Raw genomic sequence first — 19,479 nt, forward strand, 5'->3', positions numbered from 1 at the left:
GCCCCCGCGGCGCCCCGCAGCCGGCCGCCCGGCCCGTCCGTAACTGGGGACCGGACGGGCCGGGCGGCTCCTTCGGGTCCGCCCCCGGGCCCGGCCCGCGGGCCGGGCGGCCGGTCAGCCCCGCAGGACCGCCAGTTCGACCTCCCGGCCGGTCCCGCCGCCGGGCACCGGCAGCGCCACCCCGGACGGCTCGAAGCCGGCCTTGAGGTACATCGCCTCGGCGCGGGGGTTGTCCTCGTGGACGAACAGCCGCACCCGCTCGATCCGGGGCTCGGTGAGCGACCACGCCCACTCCTGGACGGTCCGGATCAGGTCGAGCGCCAGCCCGGTGCCGCGCGCCCGCGGCCGGACGTAGACGCCGACCACGTGCACCTGGTCGACCTCGACGACGTCGCCCTCCAGGGCCCCGTCCCCGCCGGACCGCTCGACCACTCCGGTCATGGAGCCGAGCCAGGTCCCGTCCTCGGCCTGCGCGATGAACTGCGCCACATGCGGGTCCGTCGCCGCCCGGGTCGTGCGGTCCTGCCAGAACTCGTCCGGCTTGGCGACGGCCTGCTCGTGGGTCTCCAGGAAGGCCACGGCCGCGACCGGGTCGAGCAGCGCGTCCAGGCGGGTGTCCCTGAGCTGCTGCCACTCGTCGGTCCGCACTCGTCTGATGATCGTCGTACTGGTATTCATCGCGTGATGATGTCATCGGCACCGGCGGCCCGCGCAACCGAATTCGGCGCCTCCGACGGGCCGCTCAGGCCCGGGACCGCGCCAGCAGCCGCGCCAGCAGGGCCGCCGGCCCCTCCGGCAGGCTGCCGTGGACGAGCTCGGTGCGGTGCACCAGCCGGGGCGCGGCGATCGGCGCGTACCCGACCCCGGGTGCCGCCGCGAGCACCGGTTCGGGCAGCAGGGTGAGCCCGTGCCCGGCCGCCACCAGCGCGAGCAGTCCGTGCACGTCGGTGCCCTGGTAGCGGATGGCGGGCCGGAAGCCGTCGACGCCGGTGGCCGCGCGCAGCCGGGCCGCCGTCGGGGTGAGGTCGGGGGCGTCCAGCCAGCGGGCGGCGGAGAGGTCGGCGAGCGCGAGGCCGCCGCGGCCGGCCAGCGGGTGGCCGACGGGCAGCGCGACGGCGACCGGCCGCTCGGCCACCGCGACGGTGCGCAGCGGGCCGACGTCGGGCAGCGGCAGCGGGTCGCTGGGCGCGGCCAGCCCGTCGATCAGGGCGAGGTCGACCTCGCCGGTGGCGACCTGGGCGGGCAGCACGTCCTGGGCGAGGACCCGGACCACCGGCTCCGTCAGCGGATGGGCCCGGCGCACCTCGCCGAGCGCACGCCCCAGGGTCGCCCCGACCGCCAGCGGAGTGGCCCCGAGCACCAGCCGGGCGCTCGGGGCTCCGGCCAGGCGCGCGACGTCGGCGCGCGCCGCCTCCAGCCGGACCAGCAGCGGTGCGGCGTGCTCCAGCAGCCGCCGCCCGGCCGCGGTCGGGCCGACCGGCCGGCGGGACAGCAGTGTCGTGCCGAGGTCCGCCTCCAGCGCGGCGATCTGCTGGGAGACCGCGGACTGGGTGTAGCCGAGCTCCCGCGCCGCCTCCGAGAAGGAGGCCAGGCGGGCGACGGTGACGAAGGTGCGCAGCTGCTGCGGGTCCACGGCGGTCATCAACCGATCTGATCGATACTTAAGGAATCATCGTTGGCGCTGATCTCGGGTGCGGGGTCAGGATAGCCGCATGACCTACCTGACCCCGCGGATCGCCCTGGTCGGCGACCGCTCCCCCGCCGTCCGCTCGCACGCCCGGATCCCGGGCCTGCTGGCCGCCCTCGCCGAGCACGACCACCTCGTCCTGGACGCCTACTGGATCCCGACCGGGGACGCCGCCGCACCCGGCGCCCTGGACGGCTTCGACGCGGTCTGGCTGCTGCCCGGCAGCCCCTACCGCAGCGAGGCGGGCGCGCTGGCCGCCGTCCGGACCGCCCGCGAACGCGGCATCCCCTTCCTGGGCACCTGCGCCGGGTTCCAGCACGCGGTGCTGGAGTACGCCCGGAACGTCTGCGGCCTCGCCGGGGCCGTCCACGGCGAGGAGCACCCGGAGGCGGAGCAGCAGGTGATCGCCCCGCTGGCCTGCTCACTGGTCGGCCACGAGGGGGCCGTCGCGATCACCCCCGGGAGCCTCGCCGAGCGGGTCCTCGGCGCCACCCGCACCCAGGAGCGCTACCACTGCGCGTACGGCCTCAACTCCGCCTACCTGGACCGGCTGACCGCGCACGGCCTGCGGTTCAGCGGCGCGGACGCCTCGGGCGAGGTGCGGGTCCTGGAGCTGCCCGGACACCCGTTCTTCCTGGCCTCGCTGTTCCAGCCCGAGCTGTCCGGCGACGGCACCCGGGCACACCCCATGGTCCGCGCCCTGGCCCGCGCCGCCGTGGCGCACGCGGACTCCACGGCGGCGGCGACGAGCGCCTGACCCGACGCCGCGGCGGTGTCGACCACCCGGCCGGACCCCACGGGGCGGCGACGAGCGCCCGGCCCGGCGCCGCACCGGCGGCGGTCCCGGCCGGGGCGCCCCGAGCCCGCCTCACATCGGCAGCGACCGCAGCCGCACCGGCCCCTCCGGCCATCCGGCCCCCGGCGCCAGCGGCGCCCACATGGTGCGCAGCGGCATCTCCGCCAGCCGGCCCTCCGGCTGCTCCACCGTCACCCCCTCCGCCACCTCCCGGAACCCGAGCCCCCGGTAGAACGCGGCCAGCGGCGGTCGGCAGAACAGCAGCGCGTACCGGTGGCCGAGCGTGCGCGCGTGGTCGATGGCGGCCCCGACCACGGCCCGCGCGAGGCCGCTGTGGCGCCGGTCGGGCGCGACGCAGACCCCGCCGACCCCCATGGCGGTCAGGTCGGTGCCGCCCACGGTGAGCGGCAGCGGCAGCAGCCCGGTGTGAGCGACCAGTCGGCCGTCGGCGGCCCGGACACCGAAGTGGATCTCCTTGGGCAGGAAGGTCAGCCCGGTGTGGGCGACGCCGTACGGGTCCTCCCCGGGGCCGAGGATCTCCTCCTGCTCGGCGCGGCCGTACTGCGCGAGCCGTTCGACCACCGGCGGCCCGGCGGGGTGCGGCCCGGGCGAGAAACGATCATCCATCCCGCCATGCTCTCCTCCTGCCAGGGCCTTTAACCAGTCCCTTCCCAGCCACTCGGTCCGACGGCCGTCCCGGTGCCGCGCCGCTGTGGCAGCATGCCCCTCATGCAGCAGCCCACCGACCAGGCGTCCGCCGACCAGTCGGCCGCCGACCTCGCCGCACCGCTGCCCGGCCCGCCGCTGCACCTGCCCCGCCCGGTCCGCGCCCTCGCGCCGACCGCCCTGGTGCTGCTGGTCCTCGTCCCGCTCGCCGCCAACGACCCGGACGTCGGCCCGACCGCCTCGCCGGGGACCAACGCGGGCCTGATGGCGCTCGGCGCGCTCGCCCTGGCCCTGCGGGGCCGGCACCCGGCCGCGGTCACCGCGGTCACCCTGCTGAGCGGCCAACTCCCGCTGGCCGTCGCCCTCTACGGGCTGGCCGCGCGGCGCGGCCGGACCGCGCCGGTGTACGTCCTGGCGGCGCTGGCCGGGCTGCGGCTGCTCGTCCCGTTCGACCTCGGGGACGTCGACGCCCCGTCCGAGCTCGCCAACCTGATCGAGGACCCGCTGGTCTTCTGCGCCGTGCCGCTCGCCCTCGGGCTGACCTCCCACCAGCGCGCCCGCACCGTCGCCGTGCTGGCCGAACGCAACCGGCTGCTCGGCGAGCGCAACCGGCTGCTGGAGGAGGCCCGCCGGCACGCCGAGGAGCGCGCGGTGGCCGCCGAACGCGCCCGGCTCGCGCGGGAGATGCACGACGTGGTGTCCAACCGGGTCTCGCTGATCACCCTGCACGCGGGCGCCGGGCAGGTCGCCCGGGCCGAGGACCCGGCCGCCGTCCGGGAGACCCTCGGCCTGATCCGCGCCCTCGGCCTCCAGGCGCTCACCGAACTGCGCGGCCTGCTGGGCGTGCTGACCACCCCCGCCGGACAGGCGCCCTCGCTGCGCGGGCTGCCCGCCCTGGTCGAGGAGTCCCGGCTGGCCGGACTGGCGGTCGGGCTGACCGTCAGCGGACCGGACGAGGGGCTGCCCGACCCGGTGCCCGCCGTGCAGTACGCGGCCTACCGGATCGTCCAGGAGGCGCTGACCAACGCGCACAAGCACGCCCCGGCCGCCGAGGTGGCCGTCACCGTCGAGGTCGCACCGGACGGGCTGCGCCTGACGGTGGTCAACTCCCCCGCCGCCGACGGGGACGCCGAAGCCAGCGGCGGGCGGGCCGATCACCCGGAACTGCCCTCCGGCGGCCACGGCCTGCGCGGCATGCGCACCCGGGCCGGCGACCTCGGCGGCACCCTGCACGCCGGGCCGACGCCCGAGGGCGGCTTCGCCGTCCGGGCCCGGCTGCCGCTCGGCGCCGCCTGAACGAAGAGGCGCCGCCCGAACGGAGGGGCGCCGCCCGGGCCGGGCCTGCCCGGTCCCGGCCCGGCGTCAGACCGTCGCGCGCCGCGCCAGCTCCGCCCAGACCTCGTCCACCCGTGCCTCCAGCTCCGCCAGGCCGCCGCTGTTGTCGATCACCAGGTCCGCTATCGCCAGCCGGTCCTCCCGCGAGGCCTGCGCGGCCATCCGGGCCCGGGCCTCCTCCTCGGCCATCCCGCGCAACCGCACCAGCCGGTCCAGCCGTACCTCGTCGGCCGCGTCCACCACCACGACCAGGTCGTACAGCGGCGCCAGGCCGTTCTCGGCCAGCAGCGGCACGTCGTGCACCACGGCCGCGTCCGGCGCGGCCGCCGCCTCCAGCTCGGCGGAGCGGGCCCGCACCAGCGGGTGGACGATCGCGTTCAGCGCCTTCAGCCGCTCCGGGTCGGCGAACACGACCGCCCCGAGCGCCGGACGGTCCAGCGCGCCGTCCTCCCGCAGCACCTGCGGTCCGAACTCGGCGACCACGGCCGCCAGACCGTCCGTTCCGGGGGCGACCACCTCGCGGGCGATCACGTCCGAGTCCACGATCACCGCGCCGCGCGCGGCGAACAGCCGGGACACCTCGCTCTTGCCCGCGCCGATGCCACCCGTCAGTCCGATCTTCAGCATGGCGTCAGGCTACCGGCGCGGCACCGGGCCCGTCAGTACGGGCCGCCGGCGAGGAGCACCGTCGGCACGGGCAGCCGCCGAGGAGCACCGTCGGCACGGGCCGCCCGCGAGGAGCACCGTCGGCACGGGCCGCCGGCGGGCAACGCCGTCAGCCCAGCTCCAGGCTCTCGCCCTCCCCCAGCACCGTCAGCTCCGCGCCCGTGCCCGGCCCCTGCGGCCCGACCAGCCGGGTCTGCACCGCGAACCCGATCGGGCTGAGCACCGCCTCGTGCACCGGCACCGCCTGGCGCGGCCCGGCCTCCCGGACGTAGTCGATCACCTCGGAGGCCTTGCTCCAGGGCGCCGCGAGCGGCAGCAGCAGGGTGTCCACGGCGTGCGGCGGCACGGTGAACGCGTCACCGGGGTGGAACAGCCGCCCGTCGAAGAGGAAGCCGATGTTCTGCACCCGCGGGATGTCCGGGTGGATCTGCGCGTGCCACTCGCCGTGCACCGAGACGCCCAGCCCGCCGATCTCGAAGGCGTCGCCCTCACCGACCGCCTCGATCCGCTGCGCCACGCCGTCCAGCTGGGCGGCGACGGCCCGGTTGGTCCACACCCGCAGGGCCGGGTCGGCCTCCAGCGCGGCGCGCAGCCGGGACTCCTCGAAGTGGTCCATGTGCTCGTGGGTGATCAGGACGGCGTCCGCCCCGGCCAGTGCGGCGGGGTCGGTGAACGATCCCGGATCGACGACGACGGTGGTGCCGCGGTGCTCGACGCGTACGCAGGCGTGTCCGAACTTGGTGATTCGCATGGCAAAAACCATACAGCAATGCTGTACAGCCTTGCTGTATGAATTGCCGATAGACTTCTCCCATGCCCAGCGAAGCCCCGCACCCGGACACCCTGGAACTCGCCGCCGACCTGCGCGCCGCCCTCGGCACCCTGGTCCGCTCCCTGCGCACCGACGACGAGCTGCCGCAGAACCAGGCCGCCGTCCTCGGCCTGCTGGTCCGCGACGAGCTCTCCTGCACCGTCGCCGAACTCGCCGCGCTCCAGCGGGTCCGCCACCAGTCGATGGCCCGCACCGTCGCGCTGATGACCGACGCCGGACTGGTCACCCAGCAGCCCCACCCCACCGACGGCCGCAAACTGCTGGTCGCCGCCACCGAGGCCGGCCGCGACGCGCTGCTCGACCAGCGCGCGCGCCGCGAACACCGGATCGCCACCGCCATCGAGTCCCGCCTCGACCCCGCCGAACAGGACCGGCTCCGCTCGGCGGTCGACCTGCTACGCCGGCTGGGCTGAACCCACCAGGCCCTTGGGCACACCGCCCCCGGCCGCGCCGCCCCCGGACCCGACAACCGCGGATCCGGCACTCTCGGACCCGACCCCGACCCCGACGGCCTCGACCCCGACGCCATCCGACCCGACGCTCTCCGGCCCGGTCCCGGCGCGCGGCACCGGGAGCACCGCCGGCTCGATCTCCGGCAGGTCGACGTGCTCGCTCAGCCCGAACCGCCGGTGCAGTCGCCGCAGCGGGCCGGGCGCCCACCAGTTGAACTCGCCGAACAGGCTCATCGCGGCGGGCACCAGCAGGCAGCGCACCAGGGTTGCGTCCACCGCGACGGCGACGGCCAGCGCGATGCCCATCTGCTTGACCATCAGCATGTCCCCGAGCGCGAACCCGGCGAAGACGATCACCATCAACAACGCGGCCGAGGTGATGATCCGACCGCTGCGCTGCACGCCCAGCTCCACCGCCCGGACGCAGTCGTGCCCGCGCAGGGTCAGCTCCCTGATCCGGGCGAGCAGGAACACCTCGTAGTCCATCGACAGCCCGAAGGCGAAGGCGAAGACCAGGACCGGGATGAAGGTCTCCAGCCCGCCGGTCGGGCTGAACCCGAGCAGCCCGCTGAACCAGCCGTCCTGGAACACCAGGGTGAGCGCGCCGAGCGAGGCGCCCAGCGAGAGCAGGTTCATCAGCAGCGCCTTGACCGGCATCACCACCGAGCCGGTCATCAGGAAGAGCAGCACCAGGGTGCCGACCGCGACCAGCCCGAGCGCCCACGGTCCGCGCGAGAGCAGCTCGTCCTGGAAGTCCACCACCGAGGCCGCGCCGCCGGTGACGTAGGTGGTCAGCCCGCCGCGGTCGGCCCGCAGCTCCTCCACCACCTGCTTGGCCTGCCCGCCCTGCGGGTCCCCGTGCACCAGCACGTCGATCGTGGAGACCGCGTCGCCCACCGGCGACACCGCCCGCACCCCGCTCACCCCGGGCAGCTTGGCGACCACGTCGTCCGCGTACGCCTGCGCCACCGACGCCCCGCCCTCGACCACCACGGTGATCGGCGCGGCCGAGGCCTGCGGGAAACGCTGGTCGATCGCCTCGGCGACCTGCCGCCCGGCCGAGGAGGCGGGCAGCACCGCGGCGCCGGAGCTGCGCATGTCGGCGTGGAGGAACGGCGCGCCGGCCGCCATCAGCAGCGCCACCGAGGCGAGGGTGACCGCCACCGCCCGCTTGCGCACCCGGCGCACGGTCCGGCTGAAGAACCCCTCGTCCGCCACGGGCGCGGCGGGTGTCTTGATCCGCGCGCCGGCGAAGCCGAGCAGTGCGGGGATCAGGGTCAGCGCGGCGGCGACGGCGATCACCACCACGCTCACCCCGGCGGCCGCCACCGCGCCGAGCACCGGGCTGGTGAAGACGAAGAGTCCGGAGAGCGCGACGGCGACGGTCAGCCCGGAGAAGGCCACGGTGCGTCCGGCGGTCGCCGCGGTCCGTTCGACGGCGGCGGCGATGTCCGCGCCGTGGCCGCGTTCCTCGCGGAAACGATTCACCATGAGCAGCGCGTAGTCGATCGAGAGTCCGAGCCCCAGCACCGTGGCGATCGGCAGCACGCTGGTGTCGATGTCCATGATCCGGCTGAAACCGAACATGGCCAGCAGCGCGCCGCCCACCGAGGCGACCGCCCCGATCACCGGCAGCGAGGCCGCCGCCAGCCCGCCGAAGACCAGCACCATGACGATCAGCGTGAGCGGCAGCGTCACCATCTCGCCGAACCGGGTGTCCTTCTCGGTCTGCTGCTTGACCTCCTGCTGGAGCACCAGGTCCCCGCCGACCGTGACGTGGGCACCGCCCGCCCCGTTCAGCGCGCCGAGCCGCTCGGTGACGGCGTCGGTCTGGGCGGTGCTCGCGGTGTCGGCCATCCGCACGGTGACCAGGCTCGCCGTCCCGTCGGCGGAGCGCAGCGCGGCGGGGGCCGGGCCGGAGCCGTACGCGTCGAGCGCGGAGGAGACCCCGGGCAGGGCGGCGATCTCGGCGGTGGCCTTCTCGACGGCGGCCTTCACCGCCGGATCGTCCACCGGCCTGCCGTCCACCACGGCGGTCACGGTGCCCTTGGCCGGGTCGGCCGCGGCGACCACCGCACTGCCCCGGTCGGCCTCGGCGCTGGCGGAGGAGGCTCCGGCCACCGAGCCCTCGAAGACGCGTCCCCCGATCAGGACCCCGACCACCAGGACGACGGCCCACAGGCCGAGCACCCAGCGACGGTGGCGGAAGCAGAACCGGCCGAGGGCCGCGAGCCGGCCGCCGACCACGGCGGTGGGGGCGGAGGCAGAGGCGGAGGCGGGGGTGGCGAAAAAGGGGTTTCGCATGAAGGAGCCTTTCGGGCAGCTCCCCTCAATCTAGGTGCAACCAGAACTCCGGCCTATAGATGGGCAATGAGCCTCATCTCACACTTTCCTTCACATAAAACACACATAAGTCAAAGCGTGATAAGTCATGGCGAAAAACGAAATGGGCCCCACCCGGAAATCCGGGTGGGGCCCACCGTCTAGCTATCGGCTAGCGGGAAGCGAGAGCCTCAGCTCTGGCCACCGGCCAGCTTCTCGCGCAGAGCGGCCAGGGCCTCGTCGGAGGCCAGGGCGCCCGAGCCCTCGTCGCTGCTGGACGAGTAGGAACCACCGGCGGCAGCGGCGACGGCGTCGCCACCCTCCTCGGCGGCCTGGGCATCGGCCTCGCGGCTCTTGATGACCTGGGCCTGGTGCTGCTCGAAGCGGGTCTGCGCCTCGGCGTACTGGCGCTCCCACTCCTCGCGCTGCTTCTCGAAGCCGGGCAGCCAGTCGTTCGCCTCGGGGTCGAAGCCCTCCGGGTAGATGTAGTTGCCCTGGTCGTCGTACGAGGCGGCCATGCCGTACAGGGTCGGGTCGAACTCGACCTCGGCCGGGTTGGCACCCAGGGCCTCGTTGGCCTGCTTCAGCGACAGGCTGATGCGACGACGCTCGAGGTCGATGTCGATGACCTTGACGAAGATCTCGTCGCCGACCTGGACGACCTGCTCCGGGATCTCGACGTGGCGCTCGGCCAGCTCGGAGATGTGGACCAGACCCTCGATGCCCTCGTCCACGCGGACGAACGCACCGAACGGAACCAGCTTGGTGACCTTACCCGGGACGACCTGACCGATCTGGTGGGTCCGGGCGAACTGCTGCCACGGGTCCTCCTGGGTCGCCTTCAGCGACAGGGAGACACGCTCGCGGTCCATGTCGACGTCGAGAACCTCGACGGTGACCTCCTGGCCGACCTCGACAACCTCGGACGGGTGGTCGATGTGCTTCCAGGACAGCTCGGAGACGTGCACCAGGCCGTCGACGCCACCCAGGTCCACGAAGGCACCGAAGTTGACGATCGAGGAGACGACGCCGGAGCGCACCTGGCCCTTCTGCAGGGTGGTGAGGAAGGTCTGGCGGACCTCGCTCTGGGTCTGCTCCAGCCAGGCACGGCGGGACAGGACCACGTTGTTGCGGTTCTTGTCCAGCTCGATGATCTTGGCCTCGAGCTCCTTGCCCACGTAGGGCTGGAGGTCGCGGACGCGACGCATCTCGACCAGCGAGGCGGGGAGGAAGCCCCGGAGGCCGATGTCGAGGATGAGACCACCCTTGACGACCTCGATGACGGTACCGGTGACGATGCCGTCCTCTTCCTTGATCTTCTCGATCGTGCCCCAGGCACGCTCGTACTGAGCGCGCTTCTTGGACAGGATGAGACGACCCTCCTTGTCCTCCTTCTGGAGAACCAGGGCCTCGATGTTGTCACCGACGGCGACGACCTCGTGCGGGTCAACGTCGTGCTTGATCGAGAGCTCGCGGGACGGGATGACGCCCTCGGTCTTGTAACCGATGTCGAGGAGAACCTCGTCACGGTCGACCTTCACGATGACGCCCTCGACGATGTCGCCATCGTTGAAGTACTTGATGGTCTCGTCGATGGCGGCGAGGAAGGCCTCCGCGTCGCCGATGTCGTTGACCGCGACCTGCGGGGTGGTGCTGAGGGAGGAGTCGGTGGGGCTCGTCATTAGGAAAAGGGCTCCGGTACGGACATGAAAGTCGTAGGTAATGCCACGCGGAGGGCCCGTATCGCTCCCACCGAAAGCCGGACAGCCAAGAACACGGCACACCGGGATTCCCGTACAACGAGAACCGGCGTCCGTCTTGCGACCGTGGGGTCTTCGACAGATGCGAGCGCGACCTGCTCCGTCCGAGGCGCGCAGGCCCGCAGCGCAACTTGTAGCATACGGGGACGGCCAGGCACGGTCAATGCCGAAGGACGGCAAGACGGTGGAGCCCGGTACGGATCAGGCCATATCCTCCGAATGCGCGCCTTGCGGCGACACCCGAAGGGGCCACGTCCCCGGATGCCACCGCCAGGATCCGGACCCTGACGGGCCGGTTCGCGGCAGCGGCGCTTCCGCACTCCATACCCTACGCGATGGGCATTGTCACCGTGGCCACCACCCCCCAGTCGGACCTGCACGATCTTGACACCTCCCCCTCGCGGGCCGAGGAGGAGGACGGCGACGACGCGATCCGCCGCGAGGCCGGCACCGGGGAGAGCAGCCGCGCCAGCCGGCACTGGTGGGACCGCAACGCCGACGAGTACCAGGACGAACACGGCGAGTTCCTCGGCGACGACCGCTTCACCTGGTGCCCCGAAGGCCTGGACGAGGCCGACGCCCGGCTGCTCGGCGAGGTGGCCGGCCGGGACGTCCTGGAGATCGGCGCCGGCGCCGCCCAGTGCTCCCGCTGGCTCGCCGCCCGGGGCGCCCGGCCGGTCGCCCTGGACATCTCCTACCGCCAGCTCCAGCACTCCCGCCGGATCGACCTCGGCCGCGGCACCGACCCCGTCGCCGTCGTCCAGGCCGACGCCGCCGTCCTGCCCTTCGCCGACGCCTCCTTCGACCTCGCCTGCTCCGCCTACGGCGCCGTCCCGTTCAGCGCCGACACCACCGCGCTGATGCGCGAGGTCCACCGGGTGCTGCGGCCCGGCGGGCGCTGGGTGTTCTCGGTGACCCACCCGATCCGCTGGGCCTTCCCGGACGAGCCCGGCGTCGAGGGCCTCACCGCGGTGTCCTCCTACTTCGACCGCACCCCCTACGTCGAACAGGACGAACAGGGCCGCGCCACCTACGTCGAACACCACCGCACCCTCGGCGACCGGGTCCGCGAACTCGTCACCGCCGGCTTCCGACTGGTGGACCTGGTCGAACCCGAGTGGCCGGCCGGACTGGAACAGGAGTGGGGCGGCTGGTCCCCGCTGCGCGGGCGGCTGATCCCCGGCACGGCGATCTTCGTCACCGAGCGGGGCTGAGCCCCTCCATGAACCCGGCCTGGCGCGAACTGCCCGTCCGCACCGCCCTGCCCGCCCTGCACCGCGCGTTGAACGAACACGGCACCGCCGTCCTCGCCGCACCGCCCGGCACCGGCAAGACCACCCTGGTGCCGCTCGCCCTGGCCGGACTGCTCGATCCGGAGGGTCCGGTGCGCCGGGTGCTGGTCGCCGAGCCCCGCCGGCTCGCGGTACGGGCGGCCGCCCGGCGGATGGCCTGGCTGCTCGGCGAACCGGTCGGCGGCCGGATCGGCCACACCGTGCGCGGCGAGCGCACGGCGGGCCCGGACACCGTGGTCGAGGTGGTCACCACCGGCGTGCTGCTGCAACGGCTCCAGCGCGACCAGGAACTGCCCGGCGTGGACGTGGTGGTGCTCGACGAATGCCACGAACGGCACCTGGACGCCGACACCGCGCTCGCCTTCCTGCTCGACGTCCGGGCGGCACTGCGGCCCGAACTGCGGCTGGTCTGCGCCTCGGCCACCTCCGACACCGAGGCCTGGGCCGAACTGCTCGGCGGCGCGCCCGTGGTGGAGGCGCACGGGACGTCCCACCCGGTCGAGGTGGTCTGGGCGCCGCCGCCGCGCGCCGTCCGGCCCGCCCACGGCACCCGGGTGGACCCGGCCCTGCTCGACCACGTCGCCTCGACCGTCCGGCGGGCCCTGAACGAGCGCGACGGCGACGTGCTCTGCTTCCTGCCCGGCGTCGGAGAGATCGCCCGGGTCGCCGGGCAGCTGGGCGGCGTCACCGCCGAGGTGCTGCAACTGCACGGCCGCGCCCCGCAAGCCGTGCAGGACGCCGCCCTCACGCCGTCCCCCTCACGGCGGGTCGTCCTCACCACCGCCGTCGCCGAGTCCAGCCTCACCGTGCCGGGCGTACGGGTCGTGGTGGACGCCGGACTGGCCCGCGAACCCCGCACCGACCACGCCCGCGGCCTGGCCGGACTGGTCACCGTCCGGGCCTCCCTCGCCGCCGCCCGCCAACGCGCCGGCCGCGCCGGCCGCGAAGCCCCCGGCACCGTCTACCGCTGCTGGAACGAGGCCGAGGACGCCCTCGCCGCCCGCTTCCCCACCCCCGAGATCGCGCTCGCCGACCTCACCCCCTTCGCCCTCCAGGCCGCCTGCTGGGGCGACCCGGACGCCACCGGCCTCGCCCTGCCCGACGCCCCGCCCGCCGGGGCGATGGCCGCCGCCCGACAGACCCTCCAGGCCCTCGGCGCCGTCTCCTCGGACGGGCGGGCCACGGCCCGCGGCATCCGGCTCGCCCGCACCGGGCTGCACCCCCGGCTCGGCCGCGCCCTGGTCGACGGCGCGGCGGCGGTCGGTGTGCGGCGGGCCGCCGAAGTGGTCGCGCTGCTCTCCGAAGAACCGCCCAGGGCGCTCGGCGACGACCTCGGCGCGGTCTGGCGGACTGTTCGCTCCTCCCGGGACCCCTACGCGGGCCGCTGGCGCGACGAGGTCCGCCGCCTCCTGCGCGGCGCCGGCTCCGAGCCCGCCACCCAGCTCTCCGACGGCGCCGCCGCCGGCCTCGTCGTCGCCCTCGCCTTCCCCGAACGCATCGCCCGCGCCCGGGTCGACAAGCCCGCCCCCGGCGAGCGCAGCCCGTACCTGATGGCCTCCGGGACGGCCGCCGAACTCGCCCCCGGCACCACGCTCGGCGCCGTGCCCTGGCTCGCCGTCGCGGTCGCCGACCGCCCGGCGGGGTCACACTCGGCCCGGGTGCTGCACGCCGCGACGCTGGACGAGGACACTGCTCTGGTCGCGGGCGCGGCGCTGCTGACCGCTCGTGAAGAGGTCCACTGGGACACCCGGCGCGGCGAGGTCGTCTCCCGCCGGGTCGAGTCACTGGGCGCGATCGAGCTCACGGAGAAACCCCTCAACCGCCCCGACCCTTCACTCGTCCGGTCCGCGCTCCTCGAAGGCCTGGCCCGCGAGGGCGTCAGCACCCTGTTGAGCTTCCCGTCCAACCTCCGCGAGCGCCTCGCGTTCCTCCACGCCGCCCTCGGAGACCCCTGGCCCGACGTCAGCGACGAGGCGCTGCTGGAACGCGCGGAGGAATGGCTGGAGCCCGAACTCTCCCGCGCCCGCCGCCGCTCCGACCTGGCGAGGATCGATACGACGGCCGCTCTCCAGAGGCTCCTCCCCTGGGCGAGCGGCGAAGCAGGACGCCTCGACGAACTCGCCCCCGAACGCATCACCGTGCCGTCGGGCTCGAAGATACGAGTCGACTACACCACCGAACGCCCGGTGCTAGCGGTCAAGTTGCAGGAACTCTTCGGCTGGACAGCGACCCCCGCCCTGGCCGGCGGCCGCATATCGCTGACCATCCACCTGCTCTCCCCCGCCGGCCGCCCCGCCGCCGTCACCGGTGATCTGGAGAGCTTCTGGCGCGAGGGCTACCGCGCCGTCCGCGCCGACCTCAGGGGCCGCTACCCCCGCCACCCCTGGCCCGAAGACCCGACCACGGCCGAACCCACCCGCCGCACCAACACCCGGAAGTGACAGGAGAGGACGACATTCGCCATGGCACTGACCGCCCCGACCGTCACCCGCCCCCGCGAAGCCGAACTCCCCTTCGCGGCTCTGATCCTGGACTTCGTCGGCGTACTGACCGCCAATGCCGGACCGGCGCACCGCGAATGGTGCCTCACCCAGGGCCTCGACGCCGAGGCATGGCGGCACACGCTCGGCCAGGAGCCGGAAGCCGGCCGCCTGTACACCGAACTCGAAGCCGGCCGGTTGAGCCAGTCGGAGTGGAACCGGCAGGTGGCTCCCATCCTCGGCGTGCCGCAGCACGAGAACCTCATGGGCCGGGCGTGGTCGGGCGTCCGTCCGGCCGACGACATGATCGCACTCGCCCGCTCGGCGCGGCGGGCCGGCCTCAAGGTCGCACTGCTGTCCAACTCCTTCGGCCTCGACCCGTACGACCCGTACGAGGCCCTGGGCGTATGGGAGTTGTTCGACGTGACGGTGATCTCCGAGCGGGAGGGTGTGGCCAAACCCGATCCGGCGATCTACCAGCTCACCTTGGACCGGCTCGGACTGCCCGGCGAGGCCTGCGTCTTCGTGGACGACCATCCGAGGAACCTGCCCCCGGCCGACGCCCTCGGCATCACCACCGTCCTCGCCGACGGCACTCCCGGCACCGCCGCCCGCATCGCGGCCCTGCTCGGAGTGCCCGCCACGCCCTGAGCTGCCGCCAAGAAGGCTGACAGTCAGGCCGTTCCCGCACCGGAAGTGGAGTGACGGGGTACGGTCCGCTTGAGGCCGCTCACCTTCGGAGGCTCCCATGACGCAGTGGTCCGATTACTCCACCGGCCAGCGCATCAAGATGCTGCGGGCCGGCATGACACAGGAAGAACTCGCCGAGGCCGCCGGGGTGTCCGTGCCGACCGTCCGCAAAGCCGAGAAGGAGGGCGGCAGTATCGGCCTTCCCTCGCTGCTCAAACTGTCCGCCGCACTGCATGCGGACGTGTCGGTGATCCTCGGGCAACAGGCACCCCGAAGGGCATCTCTGATCGGCGACAGGGCCATGTTGCGAGGGCTGTCCCGCACCGTGCACGACACCGCCGCAGGAGTCGGAACCGATGTCGAACCACCGGACGCCGCAGTGCTCCGGGCCGATCTGGCTCGGGCATGGGCGGACTACCGGGCCGGGGACTACACCCGCGCCGGCAGCCTCGCCTCCCCTGCCATCGCCGAGGCCGCTGCCCTCCTGCGCTCCGTCCCGGAGGGCGAGCGGTGCGCGGCTCATGGCATCCTCGCCGACGCCTACCGACTCGCCTCCTACACCGCCCAGTTCCACGGCGCCCGAGACCTCGCGTACTCGGCGATCGGCCACGCCCGCCACCACGTCCACATGGCCGCAGACCCTCTTCGGGCCGCGATGGTGGACTGTGGCCGGTCCTGGATCTACATGCGCGACGCCCGCCTCGACCAGGCCACCACCACCGCCGAGACCGCGTTCACGTCGATCGAACCCCGCTACGCGGAGCGGGACCCGGAGACGCTGGCCACCTACGGCTGGCACGTCACCTTCGCCGCCGTAGTCGCCTCGCGCCACGGTGACGCCGACCGGGCCCGCGACCTGCTCTCCCAGGGACACGCGGTTGCAGCGAGAACGGGCCGCGATGTGATGATCAACGGCACCAGCTACGGTCCGACCACCGTCACCGCGCAGGCCATCGGCATCCACACCGTCATGGGCGATCCCGGTAAAGCCCTGGCGCTCGCCCGCAACCTCGGCGACCTGTCCCCACTGCCGCAGGCCGCCCGCAATCGGCTCGCCCTGGACATCGCCCTCGCACAGGCCGACACCCGCCAGTACGACGCCGCCCTGGACACCCTCCTCCAAGTGTGCAGCGCACAACCCGACTGGGCCCGCCACCAGGCCCTTCCGGGGGCGATCATGCAGCGCGCCGGCCACGCCAGCACCACCCGCGTGCGCAAGCTCGGCGGCATCCTCGGTATCAGTCTGTTCGCCCACTGAGATCGACCTGATACAAGGCGTATCACACGGGGCCGGTACGACTTCCGAAACTGGCACTGGCCGTACGTTCACGATGAAACAACTCACCGGCAGCCTTGGCATCATGACGCCAACTCAGGCCGAGCGGCCGCCCGTCCACCGCGTTTCCGTCGCCTTGTACATCGCGACCAGCGGCGACGCCGACGCCCGCATCCTCACCAGCCATGCCCGCGCCTTCGCCGAGGCCCGCGACTGGACGGTCACCCTCGCCGCGGTGGACGACGACCCCACACTCCCGCTCGATCAGCGGCCCGGCTGGCAAGTCATCACCAACGCCCTGAACGCCCGCACCATCCACGGCGTGGTCACCTGGGCCCACGACATGGTGACCGGCAGCCAGGCCATCCGGGGCACCGAGGCCGGCGACCCCTGGAATTCACCGCTCGGCGACCGGGGCGGCTTCCTCGCCGCCGCCCACACCTCCGCCTCGGACCACGCTGACGGACACCTGCCGCGCCGCACCTCGGGTGATCTCGCGCGCCGCCGGGCCCTCGCGAACGCCGCTGCTGGGTTCGCCATCTTTCGGTCCTCGTTCGGCGGCGACCCCCGCGCCGTCTGACATCACCCGTCAGTCGGTCGGGACCTCTTCCCACCGGCCGCCTCATCCTTCCTCTGAGGTACTCCCCCATGCTCACTGTTCGTCGCCCCCGCATGTTCGTCGCGCGCCTCGACTCCCGTATCGAGTCCACGCCCCTGGCGCGCTACCTGCTCCGGGCCTACCTCTCCGGAATGCCCTCTGGGGACCGCTACCGCGACACCGCCGAGCTGTTGCTCGGCGAGTTGTTCGCCAACGCCGTCCAGCACTCCGACGCCCCCGACGACTGCCACATCGAGGTCCGCTTCACCGTCACCGGCTCCCGCCTGCGGCTGGAAGTCCACGACGCCGGCACCGACCACCCCACCCTCCACACCCCAACTCCTGACGATGAACACGGGCGTGGCCTGCTCCTCGTCGACCGGCTCGCCGAACGCTGGGGCGGCGCCAACCGCCCCGGCGGCATCGGCAAGTACGTCTGGGCCCACATCGCCCCCGCCCCCGGTCCCGCCCTCGTCACCGCCTGAAAGCACCAACTCCCATGCACCTCACCACCCTCGCCGGCCACGCCCTCTCCCGCGGCCGCACCCCCGCCGACACCTACGCCCTCCTCGCCCGCCGCACCCGCAAGCCCCTCCCCTCCGCCCGCGCGGTCTGCCTCGCCCTCACCACCCCCCTCGCCGAGACCCTCCGCCGCCTCAGCGAGTGCCACGACGCCCTCCTCGCCAACCCCCGCACGGGCTCCGAGACCGACACCGGCGAACTCCTCGAAGCCCTCGGCGTCTTCGACGTCCCCGCCTCCCTCACGGACACCGAACTCGCCGTCGTTGACCTCTTCCTGCTCGCCATCGACGCCATGGGCGGCATCCGACCCGGCCACCAGCACGGCCTGCACCGCTGGTTCACCACCGGCAACCTCACCGCCGCCTACCTCTCCCTCGCCGCCGCCCGACCCCTCCCCCGCACCGGCAACCCCACCTTGTACTGGACCACCCTCGTCACCGCCGGCGAACTCCTCACCACCACCCCCAACCCCGACACCCGCATCACATACGCCCTCACCCACTGCCGCACCCAAGCCACCCGCACCTGAATCCCCGCCGCGCGCAGGAAGTCGGACCCGCCGACTTCCTGCGCACCCCCAGCTTCGACGTCCCACCGCTTCAACCTTGCGCCCTGGACGAGTGGCTCGGCCTGCCGATGTTCTTCGTCAGCGACGACATGGACGCCCCAGCAGCACCGGGCGCAGCGAAGACGCCGTTCTCGATCCCCTTTGCTCCACGGCAAGTTGGGCTCTCGGTCGGTCCCGGTCGCGTCCCGGGTTGTCGATGCGGGCGTGGACCGGAGGCGCGGTCGGTCCGACAATTCCCGCGTGCACCCGCGCTTCGTGCACCAGAATGCCCGCATGGAAACGGACACCGTGGCGGAGCTGGTCACGCGGGCACTGGTGGCGGCGCGCGCCATCGCCGCCTCGGACGACCCGGACGACCACGACGGCTGGGCCGAGTACGTATCGCTGCTGTGGCGGGCGGCCTCCGACGACGGGGCGGCCGCTCTTCCGCTCGGCCTGGAGCTGATCGCTTCGGCCGATCCGATCGAGCGCGGGGCGGGCTGCGACCTGTTGCGCGACACCAGCTATCACCACGAGGCGGTCCGCGCCGGGACTGCCACCGCGCTGGTCGCCCTCGCACAGCGGGAGACCGAGGCCGGCGTGCTGCGGTCCCTGGCGCGCGCGATCGAGAAGACGTCCGACCCGCGCGCCGTCCCCGTTCTCGTCGCCCTCGCCGGGCATCCTGACGCCGAGGTCCGCGAGGAGGTGGCCCGCTCGTTCGCGGAGGTCCTCACCGGCCTGCCGGACGGACCGGACATCCGCGCCCTCGTCGGGCTGAGTCAGGACCCGGACCCGGAGGTCCGCAACTGGGCGACGTTCACCCTCGGCGTCCAGGCCGAGGTGGACAGCGCCGCGATCCGGGCCGCGCTCTGGGCTCGGACGGCCGACGAGCACGCCGACACCCGTACGGAGGCGATCCGCGGACTGGCCTGTCGGCACGACCCCCGCGCCGTCCCGTTCCTCGCCGAGCTGGTCGACAACCCCGAGGGCGCACACCTCCTCACGTTCAGCGCGGCGCAGATCACGGATGCCCTCGAACCGCTGCCGGCCCTCCCGGAGTACGAGCCCGGCGACGACTGGGTCACCGACGCCGTGAACGCCTGCAACCCGGCTCGGCGGGCCCGCCTGGACGCCTTCGCCTGGGAGCTGGTCTGCACGCTCGACCGGCTCCGCCCCGACCTGGGCGCCGCCGTCTCCATGGAACGCTTCGGCTGGGGCCGTTCCCTCGGCGTCGACGCCGCCTTCGGGCCATCGGGCTACGACATCGAGGCGCTGCTCGCCCGCGCGGACGGCGACCCCGCGCGCGCTGCCGAGCTGGTCACGGCCGACCTGCCGAGTACCCTGCCCGGTTCCCCTCCCGGCCCTCGATCCCCGTGACCGAACGCGAGCAGTGACGAGTGGTGCTGACGATCCGCACCGCTCGGCGGCCTCGGTGGCGCGCGCAGGAAGTCGGCCCCGCCGACTTCCTGCTCCCCAGCACCCCCGCCCCACCGGGGCGGGCCAATGAACAGTTCTGCGCAGCAGTGGAGTTGCCGGAAATGACCCCGGTGGTCCGTCT

Annotated in this window: 18 protein-coding genes; 11 read left to right on the forward strand and 7 right to left on the reverse strand. The window is 73.7% G+C overall.

Going from position 1 to position 19,479, the window contains the following annotated elements; genetic code table 11:
* Nucleotides 1–114: 114 nt before the first annotated feature.
* Together ACFVHV_RS38345 and ACFVHV_RS38350 are read right to left on the reverse strand one after the other, a co-directional pair.
* Nucleotides 115–678, reverse strand: a complete 564-nt coding sequence (locus tag ACFVHV_RS38345) for a GNAT family N-acetyltransferase (RefSeq protein ID WP_380357727.1) — start codon at nt 676–678, stop codon at nt 115–117.
* A 64-nt stretch (nt 679–742) separates the two neighbouring features.
* The gene (locus tag ACFVHV_RS38350) at nt 743–1,633 is read right to left on the reverse strand and encodes a LysR family transcriptional regulator (protein WP_380357759.1); all 891 of its coding nucleotides are present in this window, start codon (nt 1,631–1,633) and stop codon (nt 743–745) included.
* Between the two features lie 79 nt (nt 1,634–1,712).
* Between ACFVHV_RS38350 and ACFVHV_RS38355 the strand changes: the two genes are divergently transcribed.
* Nucleotides 1,713–2,444 carry a hypothetical protein gene (locus ACFVHV_RS38355; protein WP_380357729.1) on the forward strand — a complete coding sequence of 244 codons (732 nt, stop codon included), beginning with the start codon at nt 1,713–1,715 and terminating at the stop codon, nt 2,442–2,444.
* Between the two features lie 111 nt (nt 2,445–2,555).
* Here the strand turns inward: ACFVHV_RS38355 and ACFVHV_RS38360 are convergent, their stop codons facing one another.
* The gene (locus tag ACFVHV_RS38360) at nt 2,556–3,110 is read right to left on the reverse strand and encodes a GNAT family N-acetyltransferase (RefSeq protein WP_380357732.1); all 555 of its coding nucleotides are present in this window, start codon (nt 3,108–3,110) and stop codon (nt 2,556–2,558) included.
* Between the two features lie 102 nt (nt 3,111–3,212).
* Here ACFVHV_RS38360 and ACFVHV_RS38365 point away from each other — a divergent pair, with 102 nt between their 5' ends.
* Entirely contained in the window at nt 3,213–4,445 is a 1,233-nt protein-coding gene (locus tag ACFVHV_RS38365; RefSeq protein WP_359914262.1) for a sensor histidine kinase, read from the forward strand.
* A gap of 66 nt (nt 4,446–4,511) precedes the next feature.
* Here ACFVHV_RS38365 and coaE read toward each other — a convergent pair whose 3' ends face one another.
* On the reverse strand, nt 4,512–5,111 hold the full coding sequence (gene coaE / locus ACFVHV_RS38370) for a dephospho-CoA kinase (RefSeq protein ID WP_359914259.1): 600 nt from the start codon (nt 5,109–5,111) through the stop codon (nt 4,512–4,514).
* A gap of 148 nt (nt 5,112–5,259) precedes the next feature.
* Nucleotides 5,260–5,901 carry an MBL fold metallo-hydrolase gene (locus tag ACFVHV_RS38375; protein WP_380357736.1) on the reverse strand — a complete coding sequence of 214 codons (642 nt, stop codon included), beginning with the start codon at nt 5,899–5,901 and terminating at the stop codon, nt 5,260–5,262.
* A gap of 62 nt (nt 5,902–5,963) precedes the next feature.
* Here ACFVHV_RS38375 and ACFVHV_RS38380 point away from each other — a divergent pair, with 62 nt between their 5' ends.
* Nucleotides 5,964–6,395: a MarR family transcriptional regulator gene (locus tag ACFVHV_RS38380; protein WP_359914253.1), complete on the forward strand. Its 432-nt coding sequence runs from the start codon at nt 5,964–5,966 to the stop codon at nt 6,393–6,395.
* On the opposite strand, the gene ACFVHV_RS38385 is transcribed toward ACFVHV_RS38380, so the two are convergent.
* Together ACFVHV_RS38385 and rpsA are read right to left on the reverse strand one after the other, a co-directional pair.
* Nucleotides 6,378–8,738, reverse strand: coding sequence for an MMPL family transporter (locus ACFVHV_RS38385; protein ID WP_380357740.1), 2,361 nt, complete (start codon nt 8,736–8,738; stop codon nt 6,378–6,380). The genes ACFVHV_RS38380 and ACFVHV_RS38385 overlap by 18 nt on opposite strands.
* Nucleotides 8,739–8,947: 209 nt before the next feature.
* Nucleotides 8,948–10,438, reverse strand: a complete 1,491-nt coding sequence (gene rpsA, locus ACFVHV_RS38390; protein WP_316520647.1) for a 30S ribosomal protein S1 — start codon at nt 10,436–10,438, stop codon at nt 8,948–8,950.
* A 413-nt stretch (nt 10,439–10,851) separates the two neighbouring features.
* On the opposite strand from rpsA, the gene ACFVHV_RS38395 reads away from it, so the two are divergent.
* From ACFVHV_RS38395 to ACFVHV_RS38430, 8 genes are all read left to right on the forward strand, one after another.
* Nucleotides 10,852–11,730, forward strand: coding sequence for a class I SAM-dependent methyltransferase (locus tag ACFVHV_RS38395; protein ID WP_359914248.1), 879 nt, complete (start codon nt 10,852–10,854; stop codon nt 11,728–11,730).
* A gap of 8 nt (nt 11,731–11,738) precedes the next feature.
* A complete protein-coding gene (gene hrpB, locus ACFVHV_RS38400) occupies nt 11,739–14,249 on the forward strand; it encodes an ATP-dependent helicase HrpB (protein ID WP_380357743.1) in 2,511 nt (836 codons plus the stop codon).
* 21 nt (nt 14,250–14,270) lie between these two features.
* The gene (locus ACFVHV_RS38405; RefSeq protein WP_359914244.1) at nt 14,271–14,939 is read left to right on the forward strand and encodes an HAD family phosphatase; all 669 of its coding nucleotides are present in this window, start codon (nt 14,271–14,273) and stop codon (nt 14,937–14,939) included.
* 97 nt (nt 14,940–15,036) lie between these two features.
* Nucleotides 15,037–16,236 (forward strand): helix-turn-helix domain-containing protein, encoded by a 1,200-nt coding sequence (locus ACFVHV_RS38410; RefSeq protein WP_380357746.1) that lies wholly within the window; start codon nt 15,037–15,039, stop codon nt 16,234–16,236.
* A gap of 103 nt (nt 16,237–16,339) precedes the next feature.
* Nucleotides 16,340–16,834 carry a hypothetical protein gene (locus ACFVHV_RS38415; protein WP_380357748.1) on the forward strand — a complete coding sequence of 165 codons (495 nt, stop codon included), beginning with the start codon at nt 16,340–16,342 and terminating at the stop codon, nt 16,832–16,834.
* A 68-nt stretch (nt 16,835–16,902) separates the two neighbouring features.
* Nucleotides 16,903–17,337, forward strand: a complete 435-nt coding sequence (locus tag ACFVHV_RS38420; protein ID WP_380357751.1) for an ATP-binding protein — start codon at nt 16,903–16,905, stop codon at nt 17,335–17,337.
* A 14-nt stretch (nt 17,338–17,351) separates the two neighbouring features.
* Nucleotides 17,352–17,903 (forward strand): hypothetical protein, encoded by a 552-nt coding sequence (locus ACFVHV_RS38425; RefSeq protein ID WP_380357753.1) that lies wholly within the window; start codon nt 17,352–17,354, stop codon nt 17,901–17,903.
* Between the two features lie 312 nt (nt 17,904–18,215).
* Nucleotides 18,216–19,298 (forward strand): HEAT repeat domain-containing protein, encoded by a 1,083-nt coding sequence (locus tag ACFVHV_RS38430; RefSeq protein ID WP_380357756.1) that lies wholly within the window; start codon nt 18,216–18,218, stop codon nt 19,296–19,298.
* Nucleotides 19,299–19,479: the final 181 nt, after the last annotated feature.

Origin of the sequence: Kitasatospora sp. NPDC127116 (assembly GCF_042677365.1) — a bacterium.
Lineage (GTDB): Bacteria > Actinomycetota > Actinomycetes > Streptomycetales > Streptomycetaceae > Kitasatospora > Kitasatospora lactacystinica.